Origin of the sequence: Clostridium facile, from assembly GCF_014297275.1 — a bacterium.
Classification (GTDB): domain Bacteria; phylum Bacillota; class Clostridia; order Oscillospirales; family Ruminococcaceae; genus Massilioclostridium; species Massilioclostridium facile.
This window is the reverse complement of the sequence record NZ_JACOQK010000001.1, coordinates 2,427,737-2,453,862: the sequence shown is the minus strand read 5'-3', so window position 1 is coordinate 2,453,862 and position 26,126 is coordinate 2,427,737. Positions and strand designations below refer to the sequence as shown.

Here is a 26,126-nt window from a genome sequence, read left to right as displayed (position 1 = left end):
GAACATATTAGCATAAATCTTTTGCAAACAAAAACACAACACATCCAATATGTGTTGTGTTTTAAGATTACGATTTTTTTGGATTTAACGCCCTATTCAACCAAATATCCGCAATATCTAACGCATTGTATAGCCCAACTTTTTCACTTTTTTTGGTGATACAATCCTTCGGGTTAATATTGGGATCAGTTGCCATTAACTGGACTAAAACATGGTTTGCTAGCTCTAAATCATTTTGTTTTGTGGTATCTTTAATCATCAACATGACAACAAAATCTTCCCACATATTTCCATAATAAAGGGTGTTTCCGTTCCTTACCAGAGGACGCCCTTTATAGGTAAAAAATTTTTGTTTTTCCATAAAGTCTCCTTTCCCCGGCTCATGCCGGTAGTACCCATCTAAAAGCGAAAGCCCGCTTTTTTAAGCCCCTTGTTTTACATTATTAAAATTATACCATTTTATATACAAAGTGTAAATAACTAGAATGTGAATGATCTGAAAACTCCCTGTTGCTTTCTGTAAAAAAAGAGATGAATTAGCTTATGGGCCCAATTAAAATTTTTCCAGGAGATAACAAAAATTGCGCACCACTTTGGATGCGCAATTTTGGCTTCAAAAGCAATGATCACAACAGATTAATCGATTGTTACAATTTCCCCGAATACTTCGCCAGCACAACGTGCAGCATTCGCTTCGTCTGTATCAATGTGCATTGCCAAAGCAAATTTATCAGATACACGCACTACAGTATCGCCAAACACTACTTTTCTTTCAGGGGTATTTACTTTTACCCAAACAATCTGTTTGTCCTGTACGCCAAATTCAGCAGCATCAGCAGGAGTCATATGGATATGACGTTTTGCAATAATAATGCCTTTTGTCAGTTCGATCTCACCAGCTGGACCTACTACTTTGCAGCCTGGAGTTCCTTCAATATCACCAGATTCCCTTACTGGAGGGTTTACACCCAAAGTTCTTGCATCAGTAGCAGAAACTTCGATTTGAGTTTCCGCACGTTCTGGTCCTAAAATGGACATTCTCAATTTTCCCTTTGGTCCAATCACTTCTACTTTCTCTTCACAAGCGAATTGACCTGGTTGGGAAAGATCTTTTTTATTGGTTAAGGTTGCGTCTGGCCCAAATAAAACAGCCAGATCTTCTTTTGATACATGGATATGACGCGCGGAAGTTTCTACAATAAAATTTTTAGCCATAGTTGTTCCCTCTTTATCAAATTATAAATCCTGTGCAACTATCTGCACATATCCATTTTATTATAATACATCTTGTAAAAAAGGTCAATTGCTTCGCTTCACCTTTTTTCTTTGTTTCCCATAGAATAGGGTAACAATAAAAAAATGCCTGAAATTCTATCATAAGTTATTGTAAAAGTTCGTTTAAGCGGAAAAAGCTTTTCCTTTTGTATCTGCTCCCCCCTGGCAGAAAAATAAAAAACGACTTTTTCCCTTTAAACTCTCCCATTCCTACAAATTTTACAGGCAATTTTGATTTTTCCAAATGGAGGTTATACTATGGCTACTGTTGATTTTTTCCTAGGAAGTTCCACCCCCGCTGGATTCCTTTCTTTATTTGAGCCGGCTGTTCGTCCCCCAGCAACTAGTTTTTTACTAAAAGGTACTCCTGGTAGCGGAAAATCCACTATTTTAAACCGGATTTGTTCTACTTTTACAGACCATCGTCACATTGTAGAACGAATCCATTGTGCGGGAAATCCAGATTCATTGGATGGCGTAATCTATCAAAAAACAAAAACCGCTATTTTAGATGCCACCGCACCCCATGTCCTTTCTTCTATTTATCCAATAGCAGTTGAAACAGAAATCAGCCTGTATCCTTGTACCAGTTATGGAAAAATCAAGCCATACCGCAATGATATTGTACAACTGGTCAACCGAAATCAGCTCTTATCCATCCGCTGTTACAACTTCTTGCAGGCAGCTTGTTCCCTTTTGGCGGATAATCGCGCCCTAGTAGCAGAGCAGACAGATAGCATAAAAATAGAACGTCTGGTAAAGCGGATTTGTCCCAAAGAATTTCCACGTCAGAATACTTCCCATATAGAACATCTGCGCTTTCTTTCCGCATTGACTCCAGAAGGCTACCTTACATATGGAGATACACCCAAACAGCTTTGTGAGAGGATTTATCTGCTTCGGGACGAATATGGGGTAGCGTCTGAAAAAATTTTGAAAGAGGTTCGGGAATACGCCCTGGAAAATGGTCATGAATGTTATACCTGTTTAAATCCTCTTTTCCCCGACCAGATAGAACATTTATTTTTCCCACAGTTAGGAGTGGGGTTTTTTACCGCAAACCGATATCATGAGGAATTTTTCACTCCTTGCAGGGTCATTACTTCAGCACGTTTTACCAATACAGAAGAATTGAAAAAACACCGTCAAACCATCTGCTTCCGAAAAAAAGCTGCCAATGAATTGCTCAAGCAAGGGGTTTCTCTGTTAGATGCTCAAAGGGAATGCCACAACCAACTGGAAAATATCTATACCCATGCAACCGACTTTAATCAAATTGACCTAATCACAGCCGGATTAATGAATCGGTTAGCACGCTTACTTTAAAATATATGTTTTATAAAAAAATCCGCTTAGCCTATTTTATGGGTTCGTTCTCATATAGAAAGAACACCAATAAAGCAAAAAGATTTCTGTTTTCATAAAGCCACAGAAATATGGATCGTTCGCTATTCCAATCCAAGAAAAAAGGAACAGACACTACACATCTTTTAGAATGGATGAATAATTATTTTGCCTTTTAAAGTACAGTAAATTTTATCTTGTTATTATCATACTGCAACCAAATGATTATAAACAGAAATAATACCATGCATTATATGTTGTGTAGTAAAACCCCATTTCCTTTTTGAAAATCTACACAAACATTTTTGCTAATCTCCAATAGAACCGAAAAATATCATCATGTGAAAACGGCACAAAAAATTACAGGCAGTTTAATCAAACTGCCTGTGATTGTTATTCAAACATCTTTTTCAATTTATCAAAGAATCCACTGCGTTTTGCGTAGTTCTTTTCGGATAATTGGGATTCAAAGCTGCGCAGGGCATCCTTCTGTGATTTGCTCAGATTCCGTGGTACCTCAATATTCACAGTGACCAACTGGTCTCCACGTCCGCTACCACGCAGCTTGGTAACACCTTTTCCTCGCAAACGGAAAGTTGTACCTGGCTGTGTGCCTTCCCCAATCTTATATCGCACCTGTCCATCAATCGTAGGTACGGTAATCTCATCCCCCATTACTGCCTGAGTATAGGTAACAGGGATTTCACACAGAATATCAAACCCTCTGCGTTTAAATAATGGGTCCGGGCGCACGGTTACCGCTACGTTTAAATCGCCGCTTGGCCCACCATTCGCACCAGCGCTGCCAGAACCACGAAGCATCAACGTCTGACCATCATCAATTCCGGCTGGAATATTAATTTTGATCTTTTTGCTTACATTCTTCCGACCAGTTCCACGGCAGGATGGACAAGGGTTGCTAATAATTTTACCTTTCCCACCGCATCGGCTACAGGTACGGGTAGAAGACATAACACCAAACGGTGTGCGCTGCTGAACTTTTACCTGGCCAGCGCCGCCGCAGTCCGGACAAGTTTGTGGGGAAGAACCTGGAGCACATCCAGTACCGTGACAATGGTCGCATTGCTCCTGACGGGAAACGCTGATTTCTTTCTCCACCCCTTTACATGCTTCCATAAAAGAAATGGTCACGCTGGCAAAAGCGTCTTCTCCCTGTCTGGGGGCATTTGGGTTGGGCCGCCTTCCTCCGCCAAATCCACCAAAAAATCCTTCAAATATATCACCAATATCAAAACCAAAGTCGCCTGCTCCAGCTCCGCCGCCAGCGCCAAAGTTCGGGTCAACACCGGCATGGCCATACTGGTCATATTTCGCACGTTTTTGGCTGTTGGACAGTACTTCATAAGCCTCATTGACTTCTTTGAATTTTTCCTCTGCCTCTTTATCCCCTGGATGCAAGTCAGGATGATATTTTTTTGCCTGTTTGCGGTAGGCTTTTTTAATTTCGTCCTCGGATGCTCCTTTTTGGATGCCAAGAACCTCGTAATAATCTCGTTTTTCTGCCAAACCGAGAGCCACCTTTCCCTAATGTTGCTGAAAAAAGCATACCGATTGCACCGAATGATATTCGGCGCAATCCGGCATCTGCAATTTTTTATTTATTGTTATTGTCGTCTACTTCTGTGTAATCTACATCTACAACATCATCTTGAGGAGCGGAATTTGTATTGTTGTTTGCTGCTCCTGCTGCCGCATTTGGGTCAGCTGCTTGTTGTTGTGCCTGTGCCTGCTGATACATCTTAGCGGACATATCATATACCAGTTTTTGTAATTCTTCCTGTTTTGCTTTAATATCGTCGATATTGTCGCCTTTTAAAGCTTCTTTCAAAGCATCTACTTTTGCTTGGATAGAAGATTTTTCATCTGCAGAAACTTTATCTCCCATTTCATTCAATGTTTTTTCACTCTGATATACCAATTGGTCAGCTTGGTTGCGGATTTCAATTTCTTCTTTGCGTTTTTTGTCTTCAGCCGCAAATTTTTCCGCTTCTTTTACCGCTTTGTCAATTTCTTCACTGCTCATATTAGTAGAAGAAGTAATGGTGATGTTCTGCGCTTTCCCTGTACCCAGATCTTTCGCGGATACATGAACGATGCCGTTGGCATCAATATCAAAAGTAACTTCAATTTGTGGAACCCCTCTTGGAGCTGCTGGGATACCGTCCAAACGGAACATACCTAATTGTTTGTTGTCACGGCAGAAATCACGTTCTCCTTGGTAAATGCTAACGTCAACAGAAGTCTGGCCATCCGCAGCTGTGGTGAAGATTTGGGTTTTCTTCGTTGGAATTGTGGTGTTTCTTTCAATCATTCTAGCCATAATGCCGCCTTGGGTTTCCAAACCTAAGGTCAATGGGGTAACATCGAGCAATACCAAACCTTTTACATCACCAGACAAAACACCGCCCTGGATAGCAGCACCAATTGCCACACATTCATCTGGGTTAATACCTTTGAATGGCTCTTTGTTCAACTGTTTCTGAACTGCTTCCACAACGGCTGGAATACGGGTAGAACCACCAACCATCAGGATTTTATCCAGGTCATTTGCAGTCAAACCAGCATCGGACAACGCCTGGCGTACTGGACCCATAGTAGCTTCTACCAGGTCAGCAGTCAATTCATTAAATTTTGCTCTAGACAATGTCATATCCAGGTGTTTTGGGCCGTTTGCGTCAGCAGTGATAAATGGCTGGTTGATTTGAACCTGGCTCATGCTGGACAGTTCAATTTTTGCTTTTTCAGCAGCTTCTTTCAAACGCTGCATTGCCATTTTATCGCCGGAAAGGTCAATTCCTTCCGCTTTTTTAAATTCTTCAATAATCCATTTGATGATTCTTTCATCAAAGTCATCACCGCCCAAGCGGTTGTTACCAGCAGTTGCTAAAACTTCCTGTACGCCATCGCCCATTTCGATGATGGATACATCGAAAGTACCGCCGCCTAAGTCGTATACCATAATTTTCTGGTCGTCTTCTTTATCCGCACCATAAGCCAGAGCAGCTGCTGTTGGTTCGTTGATGATACGTTTTACATCCAAGCCAGCGATTTTACCAGCGTCTTTGGTTGCCTGACGTTGGGAGTCAGAGAAATATGCAGGTACAGTAATAACCGCCTCGGTTACTGGTTCGCCCAGGTAAGCTTCCGCATCTGCTTTTAATTTTTGTAATGTCATTGCGGAAATTTCCTGTGGAGTGTAATTTTTGCCGTCAATGTTTACTTTATAATCACTACCCATATGACGTTTGATGGAAATGATCGTTCTTTCTGGGTTGGTAATTGCTTGGCGTTTTGCTACCTGACCTACCATTCTTTCCCCTGTTTTGGAAAACGCAACCACAGAAGGTGTTGTTCTAGCGCCTTCCGCGTTGGCGATAACAACAGCTTCGCCGCCTTCCATAACAGCAACACAAGAGTTTGTAGTACCTAAGTCGATTCCAATGGTTTTTCCCATGATAAATTCCTCCTAAAATGAATTTCATTTCTATAGTAATATAAATTGGTTTGCTTTTATCTGAACTATTATGGATTTGCTACAACCACCATTGCGTGACGGATCACTTTATCCCCCATCTGGTACCCTTTTTGGAATACTTGACAAATGGTGTTTTCTCCATAATTTTCATCTTGTACTTGGTTTACCGCATTGTGCAGTTCAGGGTCAAATGGCTGGTTCAACGCATTGATTTCGTGTACATCCATTTTTGCCATGACTTCTTTAAACTGTGTGGCGATCATCTCCACACCTTTTTTCATGCTGCTATCCTCTTTTTCTGCATCCAGCGCACGCTCCAGATTATCCAATACAGTAATAAATTGTAACACACAATCTGCAGTAGCATTTTTATAACTTTCTAATTTTTCACGTTGGGTACGTTTACGAAAATTATCAAATTCCGCATACTGCCGTAAATTCTGGTCTTTTAATTCCTGCACCTGCTGTTTTAGCTGCTCCATTTCCTGGTCCGCAGCATCCTGTTCTGTCTGGCTATCTTCCTGCTGAGTAGTTTCTTCCACTACTTCATCCAGGTTTTCCTTTTCATCGTTATTTTTTTTCGCCATCGGTCAATGCTCCTTTCTGCTCTTCCATCATATTGTCAATGATCCTTGATACACTCTCAGAAAAATACTCCATATAAGGGATAATCTTGGAATAATCCAACCGGATTGGCCCAATCACTCCAAATGACCCCATAGGATGGTCGCTTCCATATTTGGAAAGGATCAAACTGGAATTGGTAATGGTAAAGGTGTCAGTTTCTTTACCAAATACAACATTTATGCCATCAAAAGCCGAGGAAAGGATTTTTCCAATCTCATTTTTGGTATTGATAAAATGGATTAGTTCCCCTGCATCAAAATCCCTGCAACGCAACAGGTTTCGTTCCCCTTTCATTTCTACTTGCTGACGGGAAATTTCATCTGACAGTTCGTAGATTGCATATAACAATGGGGAAAGGGAAAGCATGTAACTGCCAAGGGCAACTGCCATGTTTTGCATTGTGACTGGGGTAAGCTGCTCCACATTTTTACCTAATAATTCGTGTTTTACTAGGTTCTCAAAAAAGCTAAGCTGTTCTTGATTTAAATCAAATTCCAAACGGCATATTTTATTTTTAATCTCTCCGGTAGATGTAATCATCAACAGGGCGTATAATTTTCTACCTGCAGGTACCACCTCTACCTTTGTGATGACTGAAAATTTAGGAAGGTTGCTGGTGTTGACCGCCGCGCATCCTGTAACTTCCGCCAGGGCTTCCAACGCGTTTTCCACCACTGCGTGAGGGGATGTTTTTTCCCGCTGCAACATGGTGTCAATCCGATGTTTTTCTTCCTCTGACAGGCCGCTGGGGCGCATCAATTTATTGATATAAATCCGGTAACCCAGATAAGTTGGAATCCTTCCAGCCGATGTGTGGGGCTGCTCTAAAAAGCCCAGCCGTTCCAGCATTGCCATGTCGTTCCGTATGGTGGCGGAGGAAACCTCATTGTTCATTAACGCAGCCACTGTTTTGGAACCAATCGGCTCACCGGTACGGATATAAGAATCCACAACAATTTGTAATATTTTCAGCCGTCTGTCATCACTTTTCATTGATTTCACCTCTGGGTGTGACAAATCTCGCTTTTAGCACTCCATCTATCTGAGTGCTAAATATAATATAGCACCCTCTTTTCGGAATGTCAAGGGCAAGGAGAAAAATTGAAGAATGATTTAAATTTCGTTCAAATTTACATAATAACTGCTTATGTGATCGTGCATGTTATACAAATGCTAACAGTCAAAGCGTTCCCAAAGAATCCATCTATATACCAGTAAAAACATGAAAAATAACTTGGTTTTTAGAAATGTTATTCGTAGAGTGCTAAAAATACAACAAGATAAAAGGCAGGTTTTTGAACCTGCCCTTAGATTACCTGAAATTTATGCTAAAATTATGATTTGATTGCAAACAAACCAAAAACCCAGATTGAATTTTTACCACAAACAAGCTGTTTTTCATCCAGAATCCCTGTTATAGAAAACGAGCCAATCGAATAAAAGATTTAAGTTAAATATATCGCCGTACTTTTTTCATATATTCCTGATAGGCTGTCCCAAATGTTTCAATGCACCATCTTTCTTCTGATAAGATGATCCAATGTGCAGAGATTTGAAAAAATAGAACTATCCCAAACAGTACGAGAGAACGCGTTAAAAAAGCCATGCCTATAAAGCAAATGAAATAAGCTAAATACATAGGATTCCGGGAGAAACGGTAAATTCCATTTTTGTTTAATCCTGTATCGCTGGGAAAAGCAAAACAGACCATTGTAACAGCACATAAGCATAAACCCAATACATAACAAAATAACCCCAGAAAAAGCTGCCACGATAAATCTATCTTTACCGTCAGAAACAGTGGATATAGTAAGATACCAACCATGGATACCTGATAAATCAAATAGGCTATTTTCTCTTTTCCCTGTACTGGCGCAAAATAAGCTGCTCGCCGCAAAGCTGTTTTATTTAAAACGGTAAGTAATATAAATCTTACCAGTAAAAATGGAACCAATAAAAGAAAACCATTCATTTTTCAACTCCGTATGAAAATAGTTTGATAAAAAGCCGGCTTTTCCTGTATTACATTTAGTTGTCCAATTGGCGATCATTTGGCGGATTCTCGGTGCAATCCACCACTCGCCAATTCCCAGCCCATTATAAAGCACCTTTTCAATCAGTTAAACAGCAAAAAAGGAGTATCTGGAATTTCTCTTTGAATAAAGCCGTCGTAAAAATTCTCTACTACGCTCTACAACTTTCCGTTTTTTATTATGTTACACCATTCGTACACATAAACATATCCTGTTTTTACAAACTGTTATTTGTAGAAATCCTATTTTTTACAACTAATGGCTACCCAGCCATTTTCACGCTTAATCTCTAAAATTTGCAGGTTTGCCTGTTGTAGTGCCATAACTACATCATCTTCTCTCTGGTCAATGATACCGGAACACAGCAACACAGTATCCTGATGCATAAAGTCGGTTACAGTATCGCACAGTTTAATAATCACATCCGCAACGATGTTAGCACAGATAACATCATAGGTGCCGGAAATTTTATCGGTCAAATCTCCACATACAAAGGTAACTTGATCCTTTATTCCATTTAAGTCGGCATTTTCATAAGCTACTTTTACCGCTAATTCGTCAATATCAACCCCAACTGCGGATTTTGCCCCCAACAGCATTGCGGTAATTGCCAAAATACCGCTTCCACAACCGATATCCAACATTTTAGAATCTGGCGTTATATGCTGTTCCAACAGTTCCATACATAAACGGGTCGTTTCATGGGTCCCTGTCCCGAACGCCATACCAGGGTTTAAGGTGACCTTTATATCGCCTTGCTGCAAGTCACATTCTTCCCATTCCGGACATACCACAAGATGGCTGCCAACCCGAATTGTATGGTAATATTTTTGCCAAGCTGTCGCCCAATCCTCTTCTTTTACCCCTTCGGTGTCAATTTGATAAGGAATGGCCTCACTTTCAAACCGTTCCCGTAAAAAGCTAACTGCTTCCATTGGATTCTGGGTTGGGTCGATATAAACGTGGATAATTGCTTTTGTTCGGTCTTTTTTTAATAAGTCCTCATCAATTAAATCAATATGGGCAATCTGCTCCACTTGTTCTTCCAAATTTGTATAATCTTCAATATAAATGCCATAAGGTACGACCATTTGAGTAATTGCTGCCGCCTGATCTACCAGTTCACAAGGAATTTGAATATGAATCGCTGTCCAGTTTTCCATTTATAAAATACCTCCGTCCGTTTTCTTTGATTATACCGTATCCAGAAAGGGATTGTCAATTTTTCTGCAACATCTGTTGGATTGCCTTTACTACCCCATCCTCATCATTGGATTTTGCTTGAAAATTGCTCACAGCCTTTAGATCAGGATGAGCATTTGCCATAGCATAGCTATAATAACAGGATTGCATCATTTCATAGTCATTCAAATAATCCCCAAACGCCATGGTTTCTTCAGGTGTTGCTTGGATTGCCGCCATCAATGCCTTTAATGCTTTGCCTTTGTTCACTTCCGGATTCATTACATCCACCCACTGTTCTCCAGAAAGCAGCACACGGAACCTTCTATTTAATTCCTGCAATGCAGGATAAGTGTTCTGTTCCGCTTTTGTTACATCAAAGATGGCAATTTTACAGATATGGTCCTGCTTTGCCGCCTCCAATATATCTGGAACCAGTTTCAGCCGTTCATAATACATTTTTGCATTCCGCAGCACCTCTGTGTCGCTGGCATCTAGTTTGGAAAGATAAGCGGATTTTACTCCACATAAAATTGGTTTTGCGTTGGGTATTTTCTGGATTAGCTCCACAGGCCGTTTTAAATCCTCCCATGGAATTTCATCAGTAAAAATACAGTTTCCCTGATGGAATACCATCCCGCCATTTTCCGAAATATAGCTTAGTCCGTCTACCCCTGCAAACTCCTTGGTTAAATTATAGTATTGTCGTCCACTGGCTACCGCAAATAATATGCCCCTGTTTTTTAATTCCTCTAATAGTGGAAACAAATTAGGGGACAATTCTTTTTGACTATTTAATAAAGTTCCATCCATATCCGCCGCAATTAATTTAATCATAATGATACTGAAAACCTTTCCATTGTTTTATAGAATTTATTATATCACAAATAAAGATAATTCTGGTTACAATTATCCCAACAGGCTAAAAAAATCCGGCTGTATTACCAACCGGATTTTTTCTATAATCCATTTTACACATTAAAGCGGAATACAACAATATCGCCATCCTGCATGACGTATTCTTTTCCTTCTAGGCGTACCAGGCCTTTTTCTTTTGCCACTACCATTGTCCCACATTCCATCAAGTCGTCAAAGCTGATGACCTCCGCACGAATAAACCCACGTTCAAAATCAGTGTGGATTTTTCCGGCAGCTTGTGGTGCTTTGGTGCCTTTTTTAATTGTCCAAGCCCGCACTTCCTGTTTTCCTGCTGTCAGGAAGGAAATCAACCCCAGCAGAGAATAACTTTCCTGAATAATACGGTCCAGCCCAGAACGTTCTAGTCCCAACTCCCCTAAGAACATTTTTTTATCTTCCAGTTCCATGTCGGAAATTTCTTCCTCAATTTTTGCGCAGATAGGAAGCACCGCCGCTTTTTCCCGTTTCGCGATTTCACAAACCTGCAAATAATAAGGATTGGTTTCAATATTATTGATAAAATCATTTTCACTTAAATTCGCGGCGTAAATTACCGGTTTGTTGGAGAGGAAATCAATGGTATTGATGACCGCCTGTTGGTCCTCATTACATTCAAAGCCGCGGACTGGCAAACCGGATTCCAGGTGGGAACGGAGGGCTTCCAGCAAATCCACTTCGGATTGTAATTTTTTATCCCCTTTTAACGCGCGCTTTGTTTTGTCCAAGCGGCGGTCCAGCATCTCAATATCAGAAAAAATCAATTCCAGGTTAATGGTTTCAATATCCCGTTCTGGACCAATTTTTCCATCTACATGGATGATATTATCATCCTCAAAACACCGTACTACATGTACAATCGCATCCACTTCGCGGATGTTGGATAAAAATTTGTTTCCCAAGCCTTCCCCTTTGGAGGCGCCTTTTACCAAACCGGCAATATCCACAAACTCTAAAACAGCAGGTGTAAATTTATCTGGGTCATACATTTCAGCCAGTTTATCCAAACGGTCATCTGGAACGGATACAACGCCTACGTTTGGTTCAATCGTACAGAATGGATAGTTCGCGGATTCCGCGCCTGCGTTTGTAAGCGCGTTAAACAATGTACTTTTGCCTACATTAGGCAAACCAATCATACCAAGTTTCATAACAATACCCCTTTTTATGATTTCAATTCATTTTTATACTTTTTATGATAAGGCTTTTAAATATGCCACAGTAAAATAAAATTGTTTTTATTTTCTTATTAACTATCTTTTGAAAGATAAGGCACCTAAGTATCCCGAATCAAACAAAACACTACCCATATATAATGATTAGATTGATATATAAAATAAAATCTATTTTTATTATCTAATTGGGTATCCTAACAACAATAAGAAAAATCCATCCAAACAACTCATTATTACAGATTCCTTACCCATGTTATCACAATAAAAAAAATTCGTCAATAAAATCAAAAAAAATGTTGACAAACAGATAATGCTGTAGTATAATATGTTTACCGTAAGTTCGGGTGTGAAACTAGAAAGCAAAGTTTTTCAATTTTTTAAAAAAAGTGCTTGACAAATTGAAATAACTAGTGTATAATAATTAAGTGCTCAGCACCACGAAAGCAATATGGCGATATAGCTCAGTTGGCTAGAGCATGCGGTTCATACCCGCAGTGTCAGTGGTTCGAATCCACTTATCGCTACCAGTTATGGCCCGTTGGTCAAGAGGTTAAGACACCGCCCTTTCACGGCGGTATCGCGAGTTCGATTCTCGCACGGGTCACCAAAAAAGCTTGTTCATATGAACAAGCTTTTTTCTTTGCTTTTTTATTTCACAACAAATTTACTGTTTACAGTATTTATTAAACAAAAGCATCTCAACTTTCCCATAAAAACAGTACAATGGCATAAATTTGTCAAAATAGGTTGACAGTCCTTTATCCGAATGTTATGATAATAACATACTTAAAACATAAAGCTAATTAAACTAACAATGGGGTTAGTGATAAGAAACATTATCACTAACCCCATTTTAATTTATCAAAAATTCCTGCTCTTTGTTATATTTGATCTACCTTTTGAAAAAATGGCGGCATTAAATACCGCCATTTTTTCATTTTTAGTGCCACTGTTTCTAGCTGGCTTCATCCTCTTGTAAAAATTCAACGCCAGACAACATAATTTTTTCCGCCATTTTCGCGATCTCCTCGATTGGACTTACCATGCCATCCGCTAACCACTTCCTCAATAGCCCAATACAGCCGGAACTGACAAAAGCGTAAAAATATTCAATTTTTCTTGGGGACGCTTTTTTAAAATAATGGGAGTAGGATTCCAAACACTGTTCCCTCCCCAGGTTCATCAATTTCATCATAAATTCCTTATCCCCATATTTTCCTAACGTAACGGTGCAAAGGTCTGAATTTTCTTTTAAACAGCGGAAAATTTCGGTGGTAATCTTTACAGGGGTTACCGTTGTATCTTTGCGGAGCATTGGTTCCATGGAATCTTTTAAATCCCGCAACATATCCGCTTCGATCTGGTCGCATAAATCATAAATATCAGTATAATGGCTATAAAATGTTCCACGGTTAATCCCCGCCAACTCACAAAGTTCTTTGACAGAGATGCTTTGGATCGGCTTTTGATTTAATAAACTGGTAAACGCCTTCCGTATCAATAATTTTGTCACTCTAATCCGGTGATCATTTGTTACTTTTTTCAAAACACATCACACCTCTCAACAATCCGTGGTTAATATGTTGAATTTTATCTCATAACCTGGGAAAACTGATGATTGATTCCTATCTTCCTTTAAATTATAATACAGTTAGGAAAGAAAATCAACACATGTTAATTAAATAAAAAGGTGTATTGTTATGAATCAAAAACTTTATTTAATTACAGGAGCCAATGGCCATTTAGGGAATACGATTATCCGTTTATTACAACAGGAAAATTGCCAAATCCGTGGGCTTATTCTGCCAAATGAAACACCTTCCAACCAATTTGACAACACCACCTATTTTCATGGGGATGTGAGTAAAAAAGAAACGCTTCTCCCCTTATTTGAGGATATGAACCCAGAACAAACCGTTCTCATCCATACAGCAGGTATCATCGATATCTCGGAAGAAGTTTCCCCTGCCCTATACAATGTAAATGTAACTGGTACAAAAAATATCGCGGAATTAGCACTACAATATAAACTAAAAAGGATGGTCTATGTCAGCTCGGTCCACGCGATCCCAGAGGGTGGAACCTTAAAGGTGTTAAAAGAAATTTCCCATTTTTCTAAGGATAATGTAGTTGGTGGGTACGCAAAAACAAAAGCGGAAGCAACTCAGGCTGTACTGGATCTGGTGCCAAAAGGCCTGCCAGCTATTGTGGTCCATCCTTCCGGAATTCTAGGCCCTTATGACAATTCTGGAAACCATTTAGTCCAGTTGGTCCACGATTATATTTTGGGAAAACTCCCTGCCTGTGTGCATGGTGGATACGATTTTGTGGACGTAAGGGATGTAGCGCAAGGTTGCCTGTTAGCAGCACAAAAGGGAACAGTTGGTGAATGCTATATCCTTTCCAACCGTCATTATGAGATCAAAGACCTGTTAAAAATGGCGCAAAAAATATACGGTGGGAAACATCTTCCCATCTTACCAATTTGGATGGCAAAATTATTTGTACCTTTGATAGAATGGGTTGCGAAACAGAAAAAACGCCGTCCGCTTTATACAAAATATTCTTTGTATACTTTAAAAAGCAACGATAAATTTTCCCATGACAAAGCCACTAGTGAACTGGGATATCGCCCTCGAGATTTATTTCAAACAATCTCAGATACAATTTCCTGGATGAAACAAAACGGCCAATTAAAAAAGAAAAAACATGTAACCGCTTAATTTGAAAGCCACAATCTCAGTTCAGATTGTGGCTTTTCCATTGGGTTATCCTATTTTTGTTTGGGATTATTTTTCCATCTGCGTTGTAGTATAGAACATCTATCAGAGCATTATTTAAAATATCTCCCACCACACCTGCTTTTTCACCTAATTATGAAACAAATTAATCATATTCATTTATAATATAAAATGGGGATGATTCTATTTTTTCTTATATACAAAAAATAATAGAATAAAAAATTTATTTTTTTCTTGACATATCAGGTATATTGTATATAATAAATATATACAATATATTGGATGGTGAACTATGAAACTAATCATTAGTAACTCCAGCGGCCAGCCGATCTATGAACAGATTGTTTCCCAAATAAAGGCTTTGATTATTGCCGGGGAATTGAAAGAAGGGGACGCCCTTCCTTCTATGCGGCTGTTGGCAAAAGAATTACGCATCAGCGTAATAACAACAAAACGGGCTTACGAAGAGCTGGAACGGGAAGGCTTTCTGGTTTCTATGACAGGAAAAGGAAGCTTTGTTGCTGGTATCAACCAAGAATTTTTACGGGAACAGCAGCTTCGTTCTATTGAAGAGCACATGCAGGCAATTGTTTCTGCTGCAGCAAGTTGTAACATCAGTTTATCCGAGCTTGTGGAGATGTTATCGCTGATTTATAAAGGAGAATAAACATGGGATACGCATTAGAACTAAAGGGCCTTTGTAAACATTATGGAGATTTTTCCTTAAACCACATTGATTTTTCCCTTCCCACTGGTTGTATTATGGGGTTGATTGGTGAAAACGGTGCTGGAAAAAGCACTACAATTAAGCTTATCTTGGATTTGATTAAAAAGGATAGCGGAAAAATCCGTTTGTTTGGGCAAGATTCTACCAATGTGCCCCCTCATTTAAAGGAACAAATTGGCGTTGTGTTGGATCAAAGTTCTTTTCCTGAAACACTTTCCGCAAACCAAATCAACAAAGTGTTAAAAAAAGTATACCATACCTGGGAAGAAAAAAAGTTCCTTACTATGGTTCAAAAATTTCAGATTCCATTCAAAAAACAAGTAAAAGACTATTCCAAAGGGATGAAGATGAAACTTTCCATTGCCGTGGCGTTATCCCACAACACCAAACTCCTTATTTTGGATGAAGCTACCAGTGGGATTGACCCTGTGGTTCGGGATGAACTACTTGACCTTTTCCTGGAATTTATCCAGGATGACAGCCACTCCATTTTAATGTCTTCCCACATCATTGGGGACTTGGAAAAAGTATGCGATTATATCACTTTTATCCATCATGGAAAGATGATATTCAGCGAATCAAAGGATGATTTATTAGAACAATACCGAATTGTAAAATGTTCGGTAGCTGAATTAAAACAGATTGATGCCAATGCCATTTGCGGAAAAAGAGAAAACCAATTTGGGGTAGAAGCCTTGGTAAAGGCAAACAAAATACCACGTGGATTTTTGGCTGATCCTGCAAACATTGAAGATATTATGCTATTTACCATAAGGGGGGAACAATAATGGCTGGTTTATTGTTAAAGGATTGCTACAATTTAAAATCCCAGTTAAAAATGTTGGGCTTATTTTTAATTTTATTTTTAGTTTTGGCAATTTCCATGAAAAACAGTGGGTTTTTTGCTGGAATTGCAATGATGTTGGCTGTTATGATGCCGGTAACCGCTTTGGCCTATGATGAACGGGCAAAATGGGACCAATTTGCGGTTACCATGCCAGTTACACGGACGCAGATTGTTGACAGTAAATATTTATTGGGGATTCTGTTTATGGCAGGTTCCTGCATCCTATCCACTATAATTGCATATATTATAGAAAAATTCTCTTTTTCGGATACCTTCCAGTTCTTTTGCATCTTCTTTAGCATTGGAACGATAATACAGGCAATTTTACTGCCATTGATGTTTCAGTTTGGCACCGAAAAGGGTAGATTTATTTTAATTGGTGTCATTGGTATCCCCGTTATTATTGTCGCATTACTAATACAGCCTGGTTTCCAAATTGATTTTCATTTGATTTCCCTTCTGTTAAAGGTTGCACCTATCATCGCAATTTTTATTTATGTAGTTTCTCTCTTTGTTTCTATTACAATCTATCGCAAAAAAGAACTATAAATATAGCACAAAAAGGTTGGAACAAATTGTTCCAACCTTTTCTTTTAAAATAAAAACTGGCTAATCTGCAAATGCTTTTCAAATAATTGCGCTAAACGATCTAGTTCCTGGTCGAGTAACGAAACATATGAGGCACCATAACAGGCGAAACTCTCTTTTGTTTTGATATCTTCGTTGCCAAACACAATATCCTCATCCTCGATTTTGAGATCGAATGAAGGAAGAATCCCTAAAACAGGTATTTTGGTAAGGTTCTGTAGGATTTGAGTGCCATCGAAAAAAGACTGTGGATCCCCATGAAATTTATTGATAATAATCCCTTTTATCAGGTTACGTTCCTCTGAATTTAACAAAGCAACTGTACCATATAAAGAGGCAAAAACCCCACCTCTGTCAATATCGGAAACCAAAAGTACTGGAGCTTGAAGTTGGGTTGCCAGACCCATATTGACAAATTCATTCTGTTTCAGGTTTAGTTCAACTGGGCTTCCAGCACCTTCCACCAAAATATAATCATACTGCTTTTCCAATCGTTGAAACGCTTGCAATACCACTTGTTTTAACATTTGGTTCTGTTTTTTCACATCCACCTGAAATGCTGCCGGTTCCCCATTCACAATTAACACAGGATATTTATTTAGGACAGGTTTTATCATGATGGGATTCATGTCTGTAGACGGTTGTATTTTACACGCCTGTGCCTGGATCGCCTGAGAACAGGCGATTTGCTGACCGTTGGGAAACACATAGGAATTATCCGAAGTATTAAGCGCTTTAAATGGAGCGACTCGACATCCCTTTTGTACCAACAGCCGGCATAAGCCAGCTACAATCGTAGACTTCCCTACACCGGAAGCCGTTCCCTGTATCATAATTGTTTTTGCGATTACCAACCACTCCTATGGTAAAATTTAAGCGGAAAGGGTATTTTTTATCGAAAAAACACCCTCGTCGTCATCGACATCTGCGTTATAATAACGATCATCGGAATAATCTGAACCGGAAGGAGCAGTTTGGATCGTACTTTGATCCTCATATAATTTTACTTTAATCTCAAAAGTAGTCCCTTTGGAATTTCCAGACTCCCGATAAACTGTTAATTTTATACTATCATTTGGTTTTTTTCCATCCAAGGCATCTGCCAAATCACTGGTATCGCCAATGGATTTCCCATTGATTTTGGTGACAATATCACCCGCGCTTAGTCCTTGTGTTGCAGCATCCAAGGTGTCATCAACCGAAACGACATACAAGCCCTCTGGTATTCCATTGGCATTGGATAAAACAGAATCTATTTCACGGTAAGTAAATCCAATTTTTACCCTGTCTTTTACATAACCATATTTAATCAATTCATCTACAATCGGTTTTACACTATTTGTCGGCAGGGAAAAACCAATCCCTTCATAATTGGATTTTTTGATTTTAGCGGAGTTAATTCCAACAACTTGACCATAACGGTTCACCAAAGCCCCTCCAGAATTCCCTGGATTGATGGCAGCATCCGTTTGAATCAATGTCATATCTGTGCCATTACTGGTTTTTACTGTGCGATTTAACCCGCTGACAATTCCCTGTGTAACAGAGCCCATAAAGGTAACCCCGCCTGGATTGCCAATGGCAATGACACGGTCCCCCACTTGTACCTGATCAGAATTTCCAAATTCTGCATAGGTCAAATTTTCCGCGTCAATTTTAATCACCGCTAAATCCGTCTTAATATCACTGCCAATTACTTCAGCTTCATATTCGCTGCTGTTGTTCAATACCACTTTAATAGTAGGTGTAAGATATCCTTCACTATCCAACAATACATGGGCATTAGTGACAATATAGCCATCTGAACTCATAATCACTCCTGACCCTTCGCCAGCAGCTTCATAGCTTAAATCCTTATTATAGGTAACAATCCCTACCACAGAAGGAGTAACCTTTGTTGCAATTTCCGCTGTCGTCTGTCCATCATCCCCCGTATCTGAAGTTTCCGCTGGAGAATCATTTAAAATCAAACTGGGAAATTGCTGCTTTGATTGAGTAACACCCATGGAGGAAGGTTGTTTTTGTTCATATACAACATAGATTGTAAACATCATGATAACCGCAACCAGAGCAAAACCAAGTATAAAAGCTAGTAGCACAAGACCTCTACTTTTTTTAGTAGGTACAGCCCTTTCAGCCGCTATTTTTTCATAATCAGAAAAATTCCATTCGTAAACATCGTCCTGGTTCGATTCAATCTGGTCAATTAAAGTCAACTGCTCGTTTACAATGCCATCTTCTACAGCATCCTGTAAAACTTCTGTTGTTTTTTCTGGCTGTTCTGGATTATGCCGTTCCATCTTACCACCTCCTATTACCAATTGTATATTTTAATATAAAATTTATCAATCTAACTAGAAAACCAAAATACTATTAGAAGCTACACTACGTATATTATAAGTATTATATCAAAAAAACAAATCATGATTATCAACAGGGTGTTAAAATTCATCCTACTTGTTATGATGCCCCCATTTTTTCATCCAAAAATTATTGTTGTTCCTTATCAGAGCTTCTTCTTGGCTTTACCGGGGGTTTCCCTGTTTTTAATGTAATACTAAACTCGGTGTACTCCCCTTTTTTGCTACGAACCACAATATCGCCATCATGTAGGTTGATAATGGTCTTTACAATGTTGAGACCAAGACCTACCCCATTTTTATCTAAACCGCGGGATTTATCCGTTTTATAAAAGCGGTCAAACACCTTATTCATCTCATCTGGCGCTAAGCCTTCCCCACTGTTCCGGATGGTAATTTCGGTACGGGAAGCAATATTGCGGAATCCAAACTCAATATATCCATTTTGGTTGACAAACTTAATCGCGTTATCCATCAAGTTATAAATTACCTGATGGATCAAATCCTCATCCGCTTCTACCCAAATATCATCCACATCTAGTCCACGAATTTCCAGATTCTTTTCGTTAATAGCATTCTCGAAATTGAATAACGTTTGTGCAATTACATTTAATGCGTTAAACGGTTTGCACTCCAGCTTCATTTCCCCTGCTTCAATTTTAGATAGGTTCAACATAGAACGAACCAGCCTGGATAAACGCGCTACCTCATCCGAAACTATACGCAAATATTTTTTATGCTGACTTTCTGGGATTGTCCCATCCAAAATTCCATCAATAAAGCCGCCAATCGAAGTCATTGGAGTCTTTAACTCATGGGAAACATTCGCGGTAAAGCTCCGCCTGGAGTTTTCAATTAAGGAGAGGTCGTATGCCATCGTATTAAGGGTTTGGGCCAACTGGCCAATCTCATCATCCCGTTCGATGGATATTCTTGGGGAAAAGTCTCCTTTTCCGTATTGCTGGGCCGCATAGGACATATCTTTTAATGGTTTTACCAGCTGAGAAGTAACTAAAAAGATAATGACAAACGCCAAAAATAAAACCACGCCAGAAGAAAGGATAAACATGTTAAAGATTTCTTTCAAAAAAACCTGCAAATTGGAGGAAGAAGAAGACGCAAACAAATAGCCAATGGTAACATCATCATTTTGTACTGGAATCCCCACTGTATAGTGATTACTGCTATACAGTCCTTGAAACGTCCCTGTTTCCTTATAAATCCCCTTTTGGTCAATCATACCCCGAATTTCGGACGGTACTGTATAAGGGGAAGTATGCTGACAGAGGGTATCCTCGGTACACATAATCGTTTTACCGGAAGTATCCGTCATAAAAAAGTCAGCGTCAATAATACCTGCCAGCATGTTGTAAATGCTTAAAGAAGAAGCAACATCAATCGTGTAGTGGGTTTGGTCGTTGTCATCTTCCACCGCGCTTATGTAATTTTGTTCTACTGCCATGGTAGCTCTTTGTAGGTTTACTTTTAAGGTATTGTACTGCTCCTCTTGAAAGTACTGGGAGGCGCAAATCAGCATCATCCCTCCTAAAAAGATAATGCTGACAATAATAATCGAAATACATACCGTAAAATATTTGGCAAAGAGGCTTTTTTTCATTGTATTCCTCCTTTAACCCCTTAAACAAAACAGGAAAAACAGGATCGCTGTAAACCATCCTCCGGAATACTCTTCTTCCGCCAGTTATGCAGCTATCCTGTTCTGATTGATTGGTATGGGAAAGTCATCCAATCAGATGGCTTTCCTTATTCATTTACTTCAAACTTGTAGCCAACGCCCCAGACAGTCTTTAACGCCCATTTATCAGATACGCCTTCCAGTTTTTCACGCAAACGTTTTACATGGACATCGATTGTTCTGGAATCGCCATAATACTCAAATCCCCATACTTCGTCCAGCAACTGGTCACGGGTAAATACACGGTTTGGGGAGGAAGCAAGGTGGAACAACAGTTCCAACTCTTTTGGAGGAGTATCTACCACTTTGCCGTCTACCTTCAACTCATAACGGGTCATGTTGACAACCAGTTTATCATATACTACTTCTTTTACTTCTGCCTGTTGAGTGTTTTGTCCCAATCTACGATGAATTGCCTTAATACGGGCGATAATTTCTTTTGCGTCAAACGGTTTTACCACATAGTCATCTGCGCCCAGTTCCAATCCCAACACTTTATCAAAAGTTTCGCCTTTCGCTGTTAACATAATCACTGGAACATTGGATTTTTTACGGATTTCCCGACATACCTGCCAGCCATCCAAGCCTGGGAGCATAATGTCTAACAGCACAAAATCCGGTTTTAACGCATTAAATTTGACCAGTGCTTCTTCTCCATCATGGGAGAGGATGACACTGTAACCCTCTTTTTCTAAATAAAGGCGAAGTAACTCGCATATGTTTTTATCATCATCTACAACTAATATTTTTTCCGCAGCCATTTATAATGTCCTCCTTTTTATCCTGTATTTTCTCACAGGAAAAGAAAATTTGTTGGGGTTTTTGTAGGAGAATGGCAGATGAAACGCCTACAATTATGAATTTATAATATAAGTATAACATATTCACAATTACAAAGGTGAATAAATGATAAAAAAATAAAAAGGGATTATTGACTTTTTGTACTCTAAATTATGAACTTAATTAACAAAATTAACAAAATATATGTATCGACGGAATACGCCGAATTTAAGGCATGGAAATTTCGGTTAATGCCCATGAGGTCTCCGCCGAACTCCGTATCCTTGCAATGTCCGATAAGCTGATTACTCCAGCCAATTTTCCCTGGTCTGTTACTGCCAAACGCTTTACTTGCCGCCCTGCCATCGCTTGTAACGCCATATCCAAAGGCTGGTCTGGGGATACAGAAACCATATTTTTACTCATAACCTCTTTCACTTTTGTTTGAGTAATATCCTTTCCTTTTGCCACACAACGGAGAACAATATCCCGGTCAGTAACCACACCTAGTAGCTGTTTTTGTTCCACTACAGGCACAACTCCAATATCGTACTCTTCCATTAAAACTGCTGTATCTGCAATGGTGGTTTCTTCCCCCACTATAGCAATATGCCGGCTCATAACATCCTTAATTAACATCTTTACTACCTCCCCAATTATGATGTTGGTAGTATGGGAATGATTTCTTTATTTTATACAGCTTTCCGGATATAACAGCTGGTAATTCCGTAACAACGGCTTTGGTCCGCGGAATCCGAACGCCCTTGTTTGAACCAGTTTAGGAATTGTCTCCCATGATACAGAACAAACTGGAGGACGTAAAAATTCCGGTATTGTAGTGGTTTGGATATTCTGGTTATGAGGGCAAACTTTTTGACAAATATCGCATCCCCAAACCAGCCCACAATCCTTTACCAACTGCTGCTCCTGTTCTGTTAAGTCCCGTTTAAGTTGGTTAATATGGGAAGCACATTGTTCCAACCTGATTTTCCCGTGTTGGATTGCTTTCCCTGGACAGGCAGTTTCGCATCTGCCACAACCGCAACAGAAAGCTTTTGATGAAACATCGTATTCTAGCAGCTGGTCGGTTACTATTTCCCCAATAAACTGGTAAGTTCCATATTGTTTGGTAATCAACAAACCATTCTTGCCTTGTTTTCCAAGTCCGGCCTGTAATGCAATGGATACTTCTGGTATCGGAGAATTGTCCACAAAAGGAACAAACTTCCCTCCCACTTGAGAGAGCAGCTCACAGGCCCGACTCAGGTAACTACCAACCACTTTATGATAATCCTCCACCATGGCATACTGAGAAATATTCCCCTGTTCTAATTCAGGAGAATAATAAGGAAATAAACAGACAATTACTGATTTTGCCCCTTCCGGAATTTTAGATTTCGCCCTACATTGCAACAAAAATTCTTCCGCTGGCATGGGAGCAACTCCAAAAAGGAAAATTCCCGCCTGGTTTAGCCGTTCCGCTAATTCTTTCCGTTGCATCCTACTCAATGATACCCCGTTCTAATAAAATAGAAAGTTTTAAAATCGCTGCCTGGCTTTTGGAATCCTTAATTTCACCCTTCAACACCAGGTCTACCGCTTGGGCTAAAGGCATTTTTTCTACCTCTAAAAATTCCCCTTCATCCAGCTGCTGCTGACGGAAATGCAGCCCTGTCGCCACATACATCGAGATAATTTCATCGCAATAGCCAGGAGAAGGATAGAGTTTTCCTAAATCATAATAATGGTCCGCTACAATTCCTGTTTCTTCCAGTAATTCCCGCTTTCCAGCTTCCAAAGGGTTTTCATTGCCTTTGTCCAATTTCCCCGCAGGTAACTCTACAACAACTTCCTGGTAAGGATAACGAAACTGACGCACCAGGTAAATACAACGGTCATCGCTCAAGGCAGCTACACATACTCCACCGGGATGCCGCACTACCTCACGGGCACTTACTGTTCCATTCTCCAATTCTACTTTATCGTTAATTACGGTAATGATTCTTCCTTCGTAAATCGTTGTTCCATCCAAACGTTTTTCGGTCAATTTCATTTTGGGATTCTCCTTTCTGGCTTCATAATACCAGTAATTTCTATTTTATCTAATCTAAGAAAAAGCTGTTTCTTTTATTATCACATAAACAGAAAAATTTTTCAATATATATGGAATAACCTAAACACGAAGGAGTAATGATATGGACCAGTTTTATCAAAATCCGCCTACTTATGAGCTGCTTTGCGACAAAGTACAACAGATGAAAAATACCTATCCCCACATGCGAAATTTCTCAATTGGAAAATCCGTCCTTGGTAGAAAAATTTTTGCTTTAGGGATTGGTAATTTAAAAAACGCCACTTTATTTGTTGCCGCCATCCACGCACAGGAATGGCTAACCTGTATGTTAGTAACACACTTCCTGGAAGATTTGTGTTACCATGAACAAAATCAAAAACCCTTATTCGATACCAATTTAACGGATATGTTTGCCGAGAGAGGGCTAATTGTAGTACCAATGGCAAATCCAGATGGAGTAGAGATTGCATTGAATGGTGCAGCTTCCGCCAAACATCTTCGCCGTCAGGTAGGCCGGATGTTAACAGCCAGTACACGTTCCTGGCAGGCTAATGCCCGAGGAATCGACCTAAATCATAATTTTAATGCTGGTTTCCAGGAATTAAAAGCTATGGAGCGCGCTGCTGGAATCACACGCCCCTGTGAACGTCAATTTGGAGGATATACTCCACAGTCGGAACCAGAAACAAGGGCATTAGTCCACCTATGTCTAGGGCTAAATATAAAAAAACTATTGGCATTCCATTCCCAAGGAGAAGAAATCTACTATAGTTATGGCCCGAACACCCCTAAAAACGCAAAAATGATTGCAGATGCCTTGAAAGCCAGTTCTGGATACCAAGTAATGAATCCAACTGGCCTTGCTTCTCACGGAGGGTTAAAGGATTGGTTTATCAACCACACCCATAGGAATGGGTTTACCATTGAAATTGGAAAAGGAGAAAACCCTCTTCCTATTTCAGACCTACCTGGAATCTATCACAAACTACGTGAAATGATGTTTATTAGCCTTTTAATTTGATTCATTTTACAAAATAGACTGAAAATAATTTTTGTTGTGTACTACCATGGGATGGTGGGGTTTCAAGCGTTCTGTTACTTGATGATACTGGTAGGCGGTCTGAAGTTCCCCTATCCTATCATAGCAAACACATAACTGGATATTGGGGATAAAGTCATAACAATCCGGTAGGATAAAACCACCTTTCGAGTCCTCTTTATCGCACTGCAATGCCGCTTGATACCAATAAATTGCCTGTTGATACCGCTCTTCTCGCAAAAAACAGGCTCCAATTTCACAACAAATTTCAGCCCTTGGCCGATCAAAAATAAAACTGTAAAATAAGGATTCCAATGCTTTTTGTTTCTGTCCCAATCGTTGATAACATTGGGATAAATCCAAACAAGCATTGATATTGTTTTCTACCCAGCCCTTTCCAGAATCTAAAAAGTTGCGGAATACCAATATAGCCTCCTTGTCACGATGATGGTTCATCAGTTCTCTGGCATAGTAAAATTGCTGTCTTGGGTCCAATTCAGTATTTTTCTTTATTTTTTCTAAAATGCGTAGATTGCGATCAGGGTCACTGGGATGAAGTTTTTGATGAGTGATTGCAATATCAGTATGGAGGATATTCCCTGATGGTGTGATTGCTTCATGGACGGCACCCTTCCATTGGTAACCCTTTTCCCGTTTTACAAGTCGTTCTCTCTCGTATGAGAAACTGGGATTCCCTTCCTTATCAAAGGCTACATGGTATTGCATCATAACCATATCAACTTCCGGGGAAAGGGTTTGTTTTAACTGGAGCAGTTTTTCTGCATCCTGTTCTAATACAACGTCATCCGCATCCAACCAGAATAAATAGTCTTTTGTCCCTTTGGAAAAGGCAAAATTCCTGGCTGCCGCAAAATCATCCTGCCATATATAATCATATACTTGGTCGGTATACCGCATTGCAATTTGCTTTGTATTGTCCGTAGATCCAGTGTCCACAATAACAATCTCATCTACAATATCTTTTATGTGGTCCAAACACCTAGCTAAAACATCCTGTTCATCCTTTACAATCATACATAAACTGATCTTGACCATATCATTTCCCCCATTTATTTCATTACTCTATATTACGTAATGAGGAAAAAACAGGTTCCTATCAAAAGAAGATTCTATCAGATTACCCAGATATTCTATCATACTTCTATACCGGAAAATATTATTCTAGAAACAATGCTTTCTTGTTTCTATGAGACGAGAAAAAATAAT

General features: G+C 39.5%; 25 protein-coding genes and 2 tRNA genes. 8 read left to right on the top strand and 19 right to left on the bottom strand.

The features are described from left to right. Positions 1–67: 67 nt before the first annotated feature. Together H8Z77_RS10180 and pduL are read right to left on the bottom strand one after the other, a co-directional pair. Entirely contained in the window at positions 68–361 is a 294-nt protein-coding gene (locus H8Z77_RS10180; protein WP_069986873.1) for a hypothetical protein, read from the bottom strand. Positions 362–636: 275 nt separating this feature from the next. Next, positions 637–1,215, bottom strand: a complete 579-nt coding sequence (gene pduL / locus H8Z77_RS10175; protein WP_069986872.1) for a phosphate propanoyltransferase — start codon at positions 1,213–1,215, stop codon at positions 637–639. A gap of 318 nt (positions 1,216–1,533) precedes the next feature. On the opposite strand from pduL, the gene H8Z77_RS10170 reads away from it, so the two are divergent. Beyond that, positions 1,534–2,601, top strand: coding sequence for a hypothetical protein (locus H8Z77_RS10170; protein WP_186996930.1), 1,068 nt, complete (start codon positions 1,534–1,536; stop codon positions 2,599–2,601). 411 nt (positions 2,602–3,012) lie between these two features. On the opposite strand, the gene dnaJ is transcribed toward H8Z77_RS10170, so the two are convergent. The 8 genes from dnaJ to ychF form a co-directional block, all read right to left on the bottom strand. Beyond that, complete coding sequence (gene dnaJ, locus H8Z77_RS10165; RefSeq protein WP_186996929.1) at positions 3,013–4,146, bottom strand: molecular chaperone DnaJ; 1,134 nt, start codon at positions 4,144–4,146, stop codon at positions 3,013–3,015. 88 nt (positions 4,147–4,234) lie between these two features. Next, positions 4,235–6,094, bottom strand: a complete 1,860-nt coding sequence (dnaK, locus tag H8Z77_RS10160; RefSeq protein ID WP_069986869.1) for a molecular chaperone DnaK — start codon at positions 6,092–6,094, stop codon at positions 4,235–4,237. Between the two features lie 68 nt (positions 6,095–6,162). After that, complete coding sequence (grpE, locus tag H8Z77_RS10155) at positions 6,163–6,702, bottom strand: nucleotide exchange factor GrpE (protein WP_069986868.1); 540 nt, start codon at positions 6,700–6,702, stop codon at positions 6,163–6,165. After that, the gene (gene hrcA, locus H8Z77_RS10150) at positions 6,686–7,735 is read right to left on the bottom strand and encodes a heat-inducible transcriptional repressor HrcA (protein ID WP_069986867.1); all 1,050 of its coding nucleotides are present in this window, start codon (positions 7,733–7,735) and stop codon (positions 6,686–6,688) included. Before hrcA ends, grpE begins: the two co-directional genes overlap by 17 nt. Positions 7,736–8,192: 457 nt before the next feature. Next, the gene (locus tag H8Z77_RS10145) at positions 8,193–8,714 is read right to left on the bottom strand and encodes a methyltransferase family protein (protein ID WP_186996928.1); all 522 of its coding nucleotides are present in this window, start codon (positions 8,712–8,714) and stop codon (positions 8,193–8,195) included. 303 nt (positions 8,715–9,017) lie between these two features. Next, positions 9,018–9,938 (bottom strand): 50S ribosomal protein L11 methyltransferase, encoded by a 921-nt coding sequence (gene prmA / locus H8Z77_RS10140; protein WP_186996927.1) that lies wholly within the window; start codon positions 9,936–9,938, stop codon positions 9,018–9,020. Positions 9,939–9,993: 55 nt separating this feature from the next. Further along, entirely contained in the window at positions 9,994–10,794 is an 801-nt protein-coding gene (locus tag H8Z77_RS10135) for an HAD family hydrolase (RefSeq protein WP_207726008.1), read from the bottom strand. Between the two features lie 134 nt (positions 10,795–10,928). After that, positions 10,929–12,023 (bottom strand): redox-regulated ATPase YchF, encoded by a 1,095-nt coding sequence (gene ychF, locus H8Z77_RS10130; protein WP_186996926.1) that lies wholly within the window; start codon positions 12,021–12,023, stop codon positions 10,929–10,931. Between the two features lie 474 nt (positions 12,024–12,497). On the opposite strand from ychF, the gene H8Z77_RS10125 reads away from it, so the two are divergent. Both H8Z77_RS10125 and H8Z77_RS10120 read left to right on the top strand, forming a co-directional pair. Beyond that, a tRNA-Met gene (locus tag H8Z77_RS10125) sits at positions 12,498–12,574 on the top strand. A 5-nt stretch (positions 12,575–12,579) separates the two neighbouring features. After that, positions 12,580–12,654, top strand: a tRNA-Glu gene (locus H8Z77_RS10120). A 348-nt stretch (positions 12,655–13,002) separates the two neighbouring features. Here H8Z77_RS10120 and H8Z77_RS10115 read toward each other — a convergent pair. Then, positions 13,003–13,593, bottom strand: coding sequence for a TetR/AcrR family transcriptional regulator (locus tag H8Z77_RS10115; RefSeq protein ID WP_186996925.1), 591 nt, complete (start codon positions 13,591–13,593; stop codon positions 13,003–13,005). Between the two features lie 154 nt (positions 13,594–13,747). Here H8Z77_RS10115 and H8Z77_RS10110 point away from each other — a divergent pair, with 154 nt between their 5' ends. The 4 genes from H8Z77_RS10110 (at position 13,748) to H8Z77_RS10095 (ending at position 16,911) form a co-directional block, all read left to right on the top strand. Next, entirely contained in the window at positions 13,748–14,770 is a 1,023-nt protein-coding gene (locus H8Z77_RS10110; RefSeq protein WP_186996924.1) for an NAD-dependent epimerase/dehydratase family protein, read from the top strand. A 310-nt stretch (positions 14,771–15,080) separates the two neighbouring features. Next, positions 15,081–15,455, top strand: coding sequence for a GntR family transcriptional regulator (locus H8Z77_RS10105; protein ID WP_069986838.1), 375 nt, complete (start codon positions 15,081–15,083; stop codon positions 15,453–15,455). A gap of 2 nt (positions 15,456–15,457) precedes the next feature. Next, positions 15,458–16,303, top strand: a complete 846-nt coding sequence (locus tag H8Z77_RS10100) for an ABC transporter ATP-binding protein (protein ID WP_069986837.1) — start codon at positions 15,458–15,460, stop codon at positions 16,301–16,303. Continuing rightward, positions 16,303–16,911, top strand: a complete 609-nt coding sequence (locus tag H8Z77_RS10095; RefSeq protein ID WP_186996923.1) for an ABC-2 transporter permease — start codon at positions 16,303–16,305, stop codon at positions 16,909–16,911. The genes H8Z77_RS10100 and H8Z77_RS10095 overlap by 1 nt, the downstream gene beginning before the upstream one ends. A gap of 44 nt (positions 16,912–16,955) precedes the next feature. Here the strand turns inward: H8Z77_RS10095 and H8Z77_RS10090 are convergent, their stop codons facing one another. The 7 genes from H8Z77_RS10090 to H8Z77_RS10060 all read right to left on the bottom strand — a co-directional run bounded on the left by H8Z77_RS10090 (position 16,956) and on the right by H8Z77_RS10060 (position 23,839). Then, entirely contained in the window at positions 16,956–17,804 is an 849-nt protein-coding gene (locus H8Z77_RS10090; RefSeq protein WP_069986835.1) for a cobyric acid synthase, read from the bottom strand. 18 nt (positions 17,805–17,822) lie between these two features. Next, on the bottom strand, positions 17,823–19,250 hold the full coding sequence (locus H8Z77_RS10085) for a S1C family serine protease (RefSeq protein WP_069986834.1): 1,428 nt from the start codon (positions 19,248–19,250) through the stop codon (positions 17,823–17,825). 190 nt (positions 19,251–19,440) lie between these two features. Next, the gene (locus tag H8Z77_RS10080) at positions 19,441–20,928 is read right to left on the bottom strand and encodes a HAMP domain-containing sensor histidine kinase (RefSeq protein ID WP_186996922.1); all 1,488 of its coding nucleotides are present in this window, start codon (positions 20,926–20,928) and stop codon (positions 19,441–19,443) included. A 146-nt stretch (positions 20,929–21,074) separates the two neighbouring features. After that, entirely contained in the window at positions 21,075–21,767 is a 693-nt protein-coding gene (locus H8Z77_RS10075) for a response regulator (protein ID WP_069986832.1), read from the bottom strand. A gap of 247 nt (positions 21,768–22,014) precedes the next feature. After that, entirely contained in the window at positions 22,015–22,425 is a 411-nt protein-coding gene (locus H8Z77_RS10070) for a CBS domain-containing protein (RefSeq protein ID WP_186996921.1), read from the bottom strand. Positions 22,426–22,473: 48 nt separating this feature from the next. Next, the gene (locus tag H8Z77_RS10065) at positions 22,474–23,286 is read right to left on the bottom strand and encodes an epoxyqueuosine reductase (protein WP_186996920.1); all 813 of its coding nucleotides are present in this window, start codon (positions 23,284–23,286) and stop codon (positions 22,474–22,476) included. A 1-nt stretch (position 23,287) separates the two neighbouring features. Continuing rightward, positions 23,288–23,839, bottom strand: a complete 552-nt coding sequence (locus H8Z77_RS10060) for an NUDIX domain-containing protein (protein WP_186996919.1) — start codon at positions 23,837–23,839, stop codon at positions 23,288–23,290. Between the two features lie 142 nt (positions 23,840–23,981). Between H8Z77_RS10060 and H8Z77_RS10055 the strand changes: the two genes are divergently transcribed. After that, positions 23,982–24,881, top strand: a complete 900-nt coding sequence (locus H8Z77_RS10055; protein WP_186996918.1) for a M14 family zinc carboxypeptidase — start codon at positions 23,982–23,984, stop codon at positions 24,879–24,881. Between the two features lie 6 nt (positions 24,882–24,887). On the opposite strand, the gene H8Z77_RS10050 is transcribed toward H8Z77_RS10055, so the two are convergent. Beyond that, the gene (locus H8Z77_RS10050; protein WP_186996917.1) at positions 24,888–25,955 is read right to left on the bottom strand and encodes a tetratricopeptide repeat-containing glycosyltransferase family 2 protein; all 1,068 of its coding nucleotides are present in this window, start codon (positions 25,953–25,955) and stop codon (positions 24,888–24,890) included. Between the last annotated feature and the right edge of the window lie 171 nt (positions 25,956–26,126).

Excerpts from the sequence above, each read along its gene's own strand:
- dnaK (WP_069986869.1), bottom strand. The coding sequence starts at position 6,094 with ATGGGAAAAACCATTGGAATCGACTTAGGTACTACAAACTCTTGTGTT.
- H8Z77_RS10180 (WP_069986873.1), bottom strand. The coding sequence starts at position 361 with ATGGAAAAACAAAAATTTTTTACCTATAAAGGGCGTCCTCTGGTAAGG.
- hrcA (WP_069986867.1), bottom strand. The coding sequence starts at position 7,735 with ATGAAAAGTGATGACAGACGGCTGAAAATATTACAAATTGTTGTGGAT.
- H8Z77_RS10060 (WP_186996919.1), bottom strand. The coding sequence starts at position 23,839 with ATGAAATTGACCGAAAAACGTTTGGATGGAACAACGATTTACGAAGGA.
- H8Z77_RS10050 (WP_186996917.1), bottom strand. The coding sequence starts at position 25,955 with ATGGTCAAGATCAGTTTATGTATGATTGTAAAGGATGAACAGGATGTT.
- grpE (WP_069986868.1), bottom strand. The coding sequence starts at position 6,702 with ATGGCGAAAAAAAATAACGATGAAAAGGAAAACCTGGATGAAGTAGTG.
- H8Z77_RS10100 (WP_069986837.1), top strand. The coding sequence starts at position 15,458 with ATGGGATACGCATTAGAACTAAAGGGCCTTTGTAAACATTATGGAGAT.
- H8Z77_RS10145 (WP_186996928.1), bottom strand. The coding sequence starts at position 8,714 with ATGAATGGTTTTCTTTTATTGGTTCCATTTTTACTGGTAAGATTTATA.
- H8Z77_RS10135 (WP_207726008.1), bottom strand. The coding sequence starts at position 10,794 with ATGATTAAATTAATTGCGGCGGATATGGATGGAACTTTATTAAATAGT.
- H8Z77_RS10095 (WP_186996923.1), top strand. The coding sequence starts at position 16,303 with ATGGCTGGTTTATTGTTAAAGGATTGCTACAATTTAAAATCCCAGTTA.
- prmA (WP_186996927.1), bottom strand. The coding sequence starts at position 9,938 with ATGGAAAACTGGACAGCGATTCATATTCAAATTCCTTGTGAACTGGTA.
- H8Z77_RS10065 (WP_186996920.1), bottom strand. The coding sequence starts at position 23,286 with ATGCAACGGAAAGAATTAGCGGAACGGCTAAACCAGGCGGGAATTTTC.
- H8Z77_RS10070 (WP_186996921.1), bottom strand. The coding sequence starts at position 22,425 with ATGTTAATTAAGGATGTTATGAGCCGGCATATTGCTATAGTGGGGGAA.
- H8Z77_RS10085 (WP_069986834.1), bottom strand. The coding sequence starts at position 19,250 with ATGGAACGGCATAATCCAGAACAGCCAGAAAAAACAACAGAAGTTTTA.
- pduL (WP_069986872.1), bottom strand. The coding sequence starts at position 1,215 with ATGGCTAAAAATTTTATTGTAGAAACTTCCGCGCGTCATATCCATGTA.
- H8Z77_RS10170 (WP_186996930.1), top strand. The coding sequence starts at position 1,534 with ATGGCTACTGTTGATTTTTTCCTAGGAAGTTCCACCCCCGCTGGATTC.
- H8Z77_RS10080 (WP_186996922.1), bottom strand. The coding sequence starts at position 20,928 with ATGAAAAAAAGCCTCTTTGCCAAATATTTTACGGTATGTATTTCGATT.
- H8Z77_RS10075 (WP_069986832.1), bottom strand. The coding sequence starts at position 21,767 with ATGGCTGCGGAAAAAATATTAGTTGTAGATGATGATAAAAACATATGC.
- H8Z77_RS10110 (WP_186996924.1), top strand. The coding sequence starts at position 13,748 with ATGAATCAAAAACTTTATTTAATTACAGGAGCCAATGGCCATTTAGGG.
- H8Z77_RS10055 (WP_186996918.1), top strand. The coding sequence starts at position 23,982 with ATGGACCAGTTTTATCAAAATCCGCCTACTTATGAGCTGCTTTGCGAC.
- H8Z77_RS10105 (WP_069986838.1), top strand. The coding sequence starts at position 15,081 with ATGAAACTAATCATTAGTAACTCCAGCGGCCAGCCGATCTATGAACAG.
- ychF (WP_186996926.1), bottom strand. The coding sequence starts at position 12,023 with ATGAAACTTGGTATGATTGGTTTGCCTAATGTAGGCAAAAGTACATTG.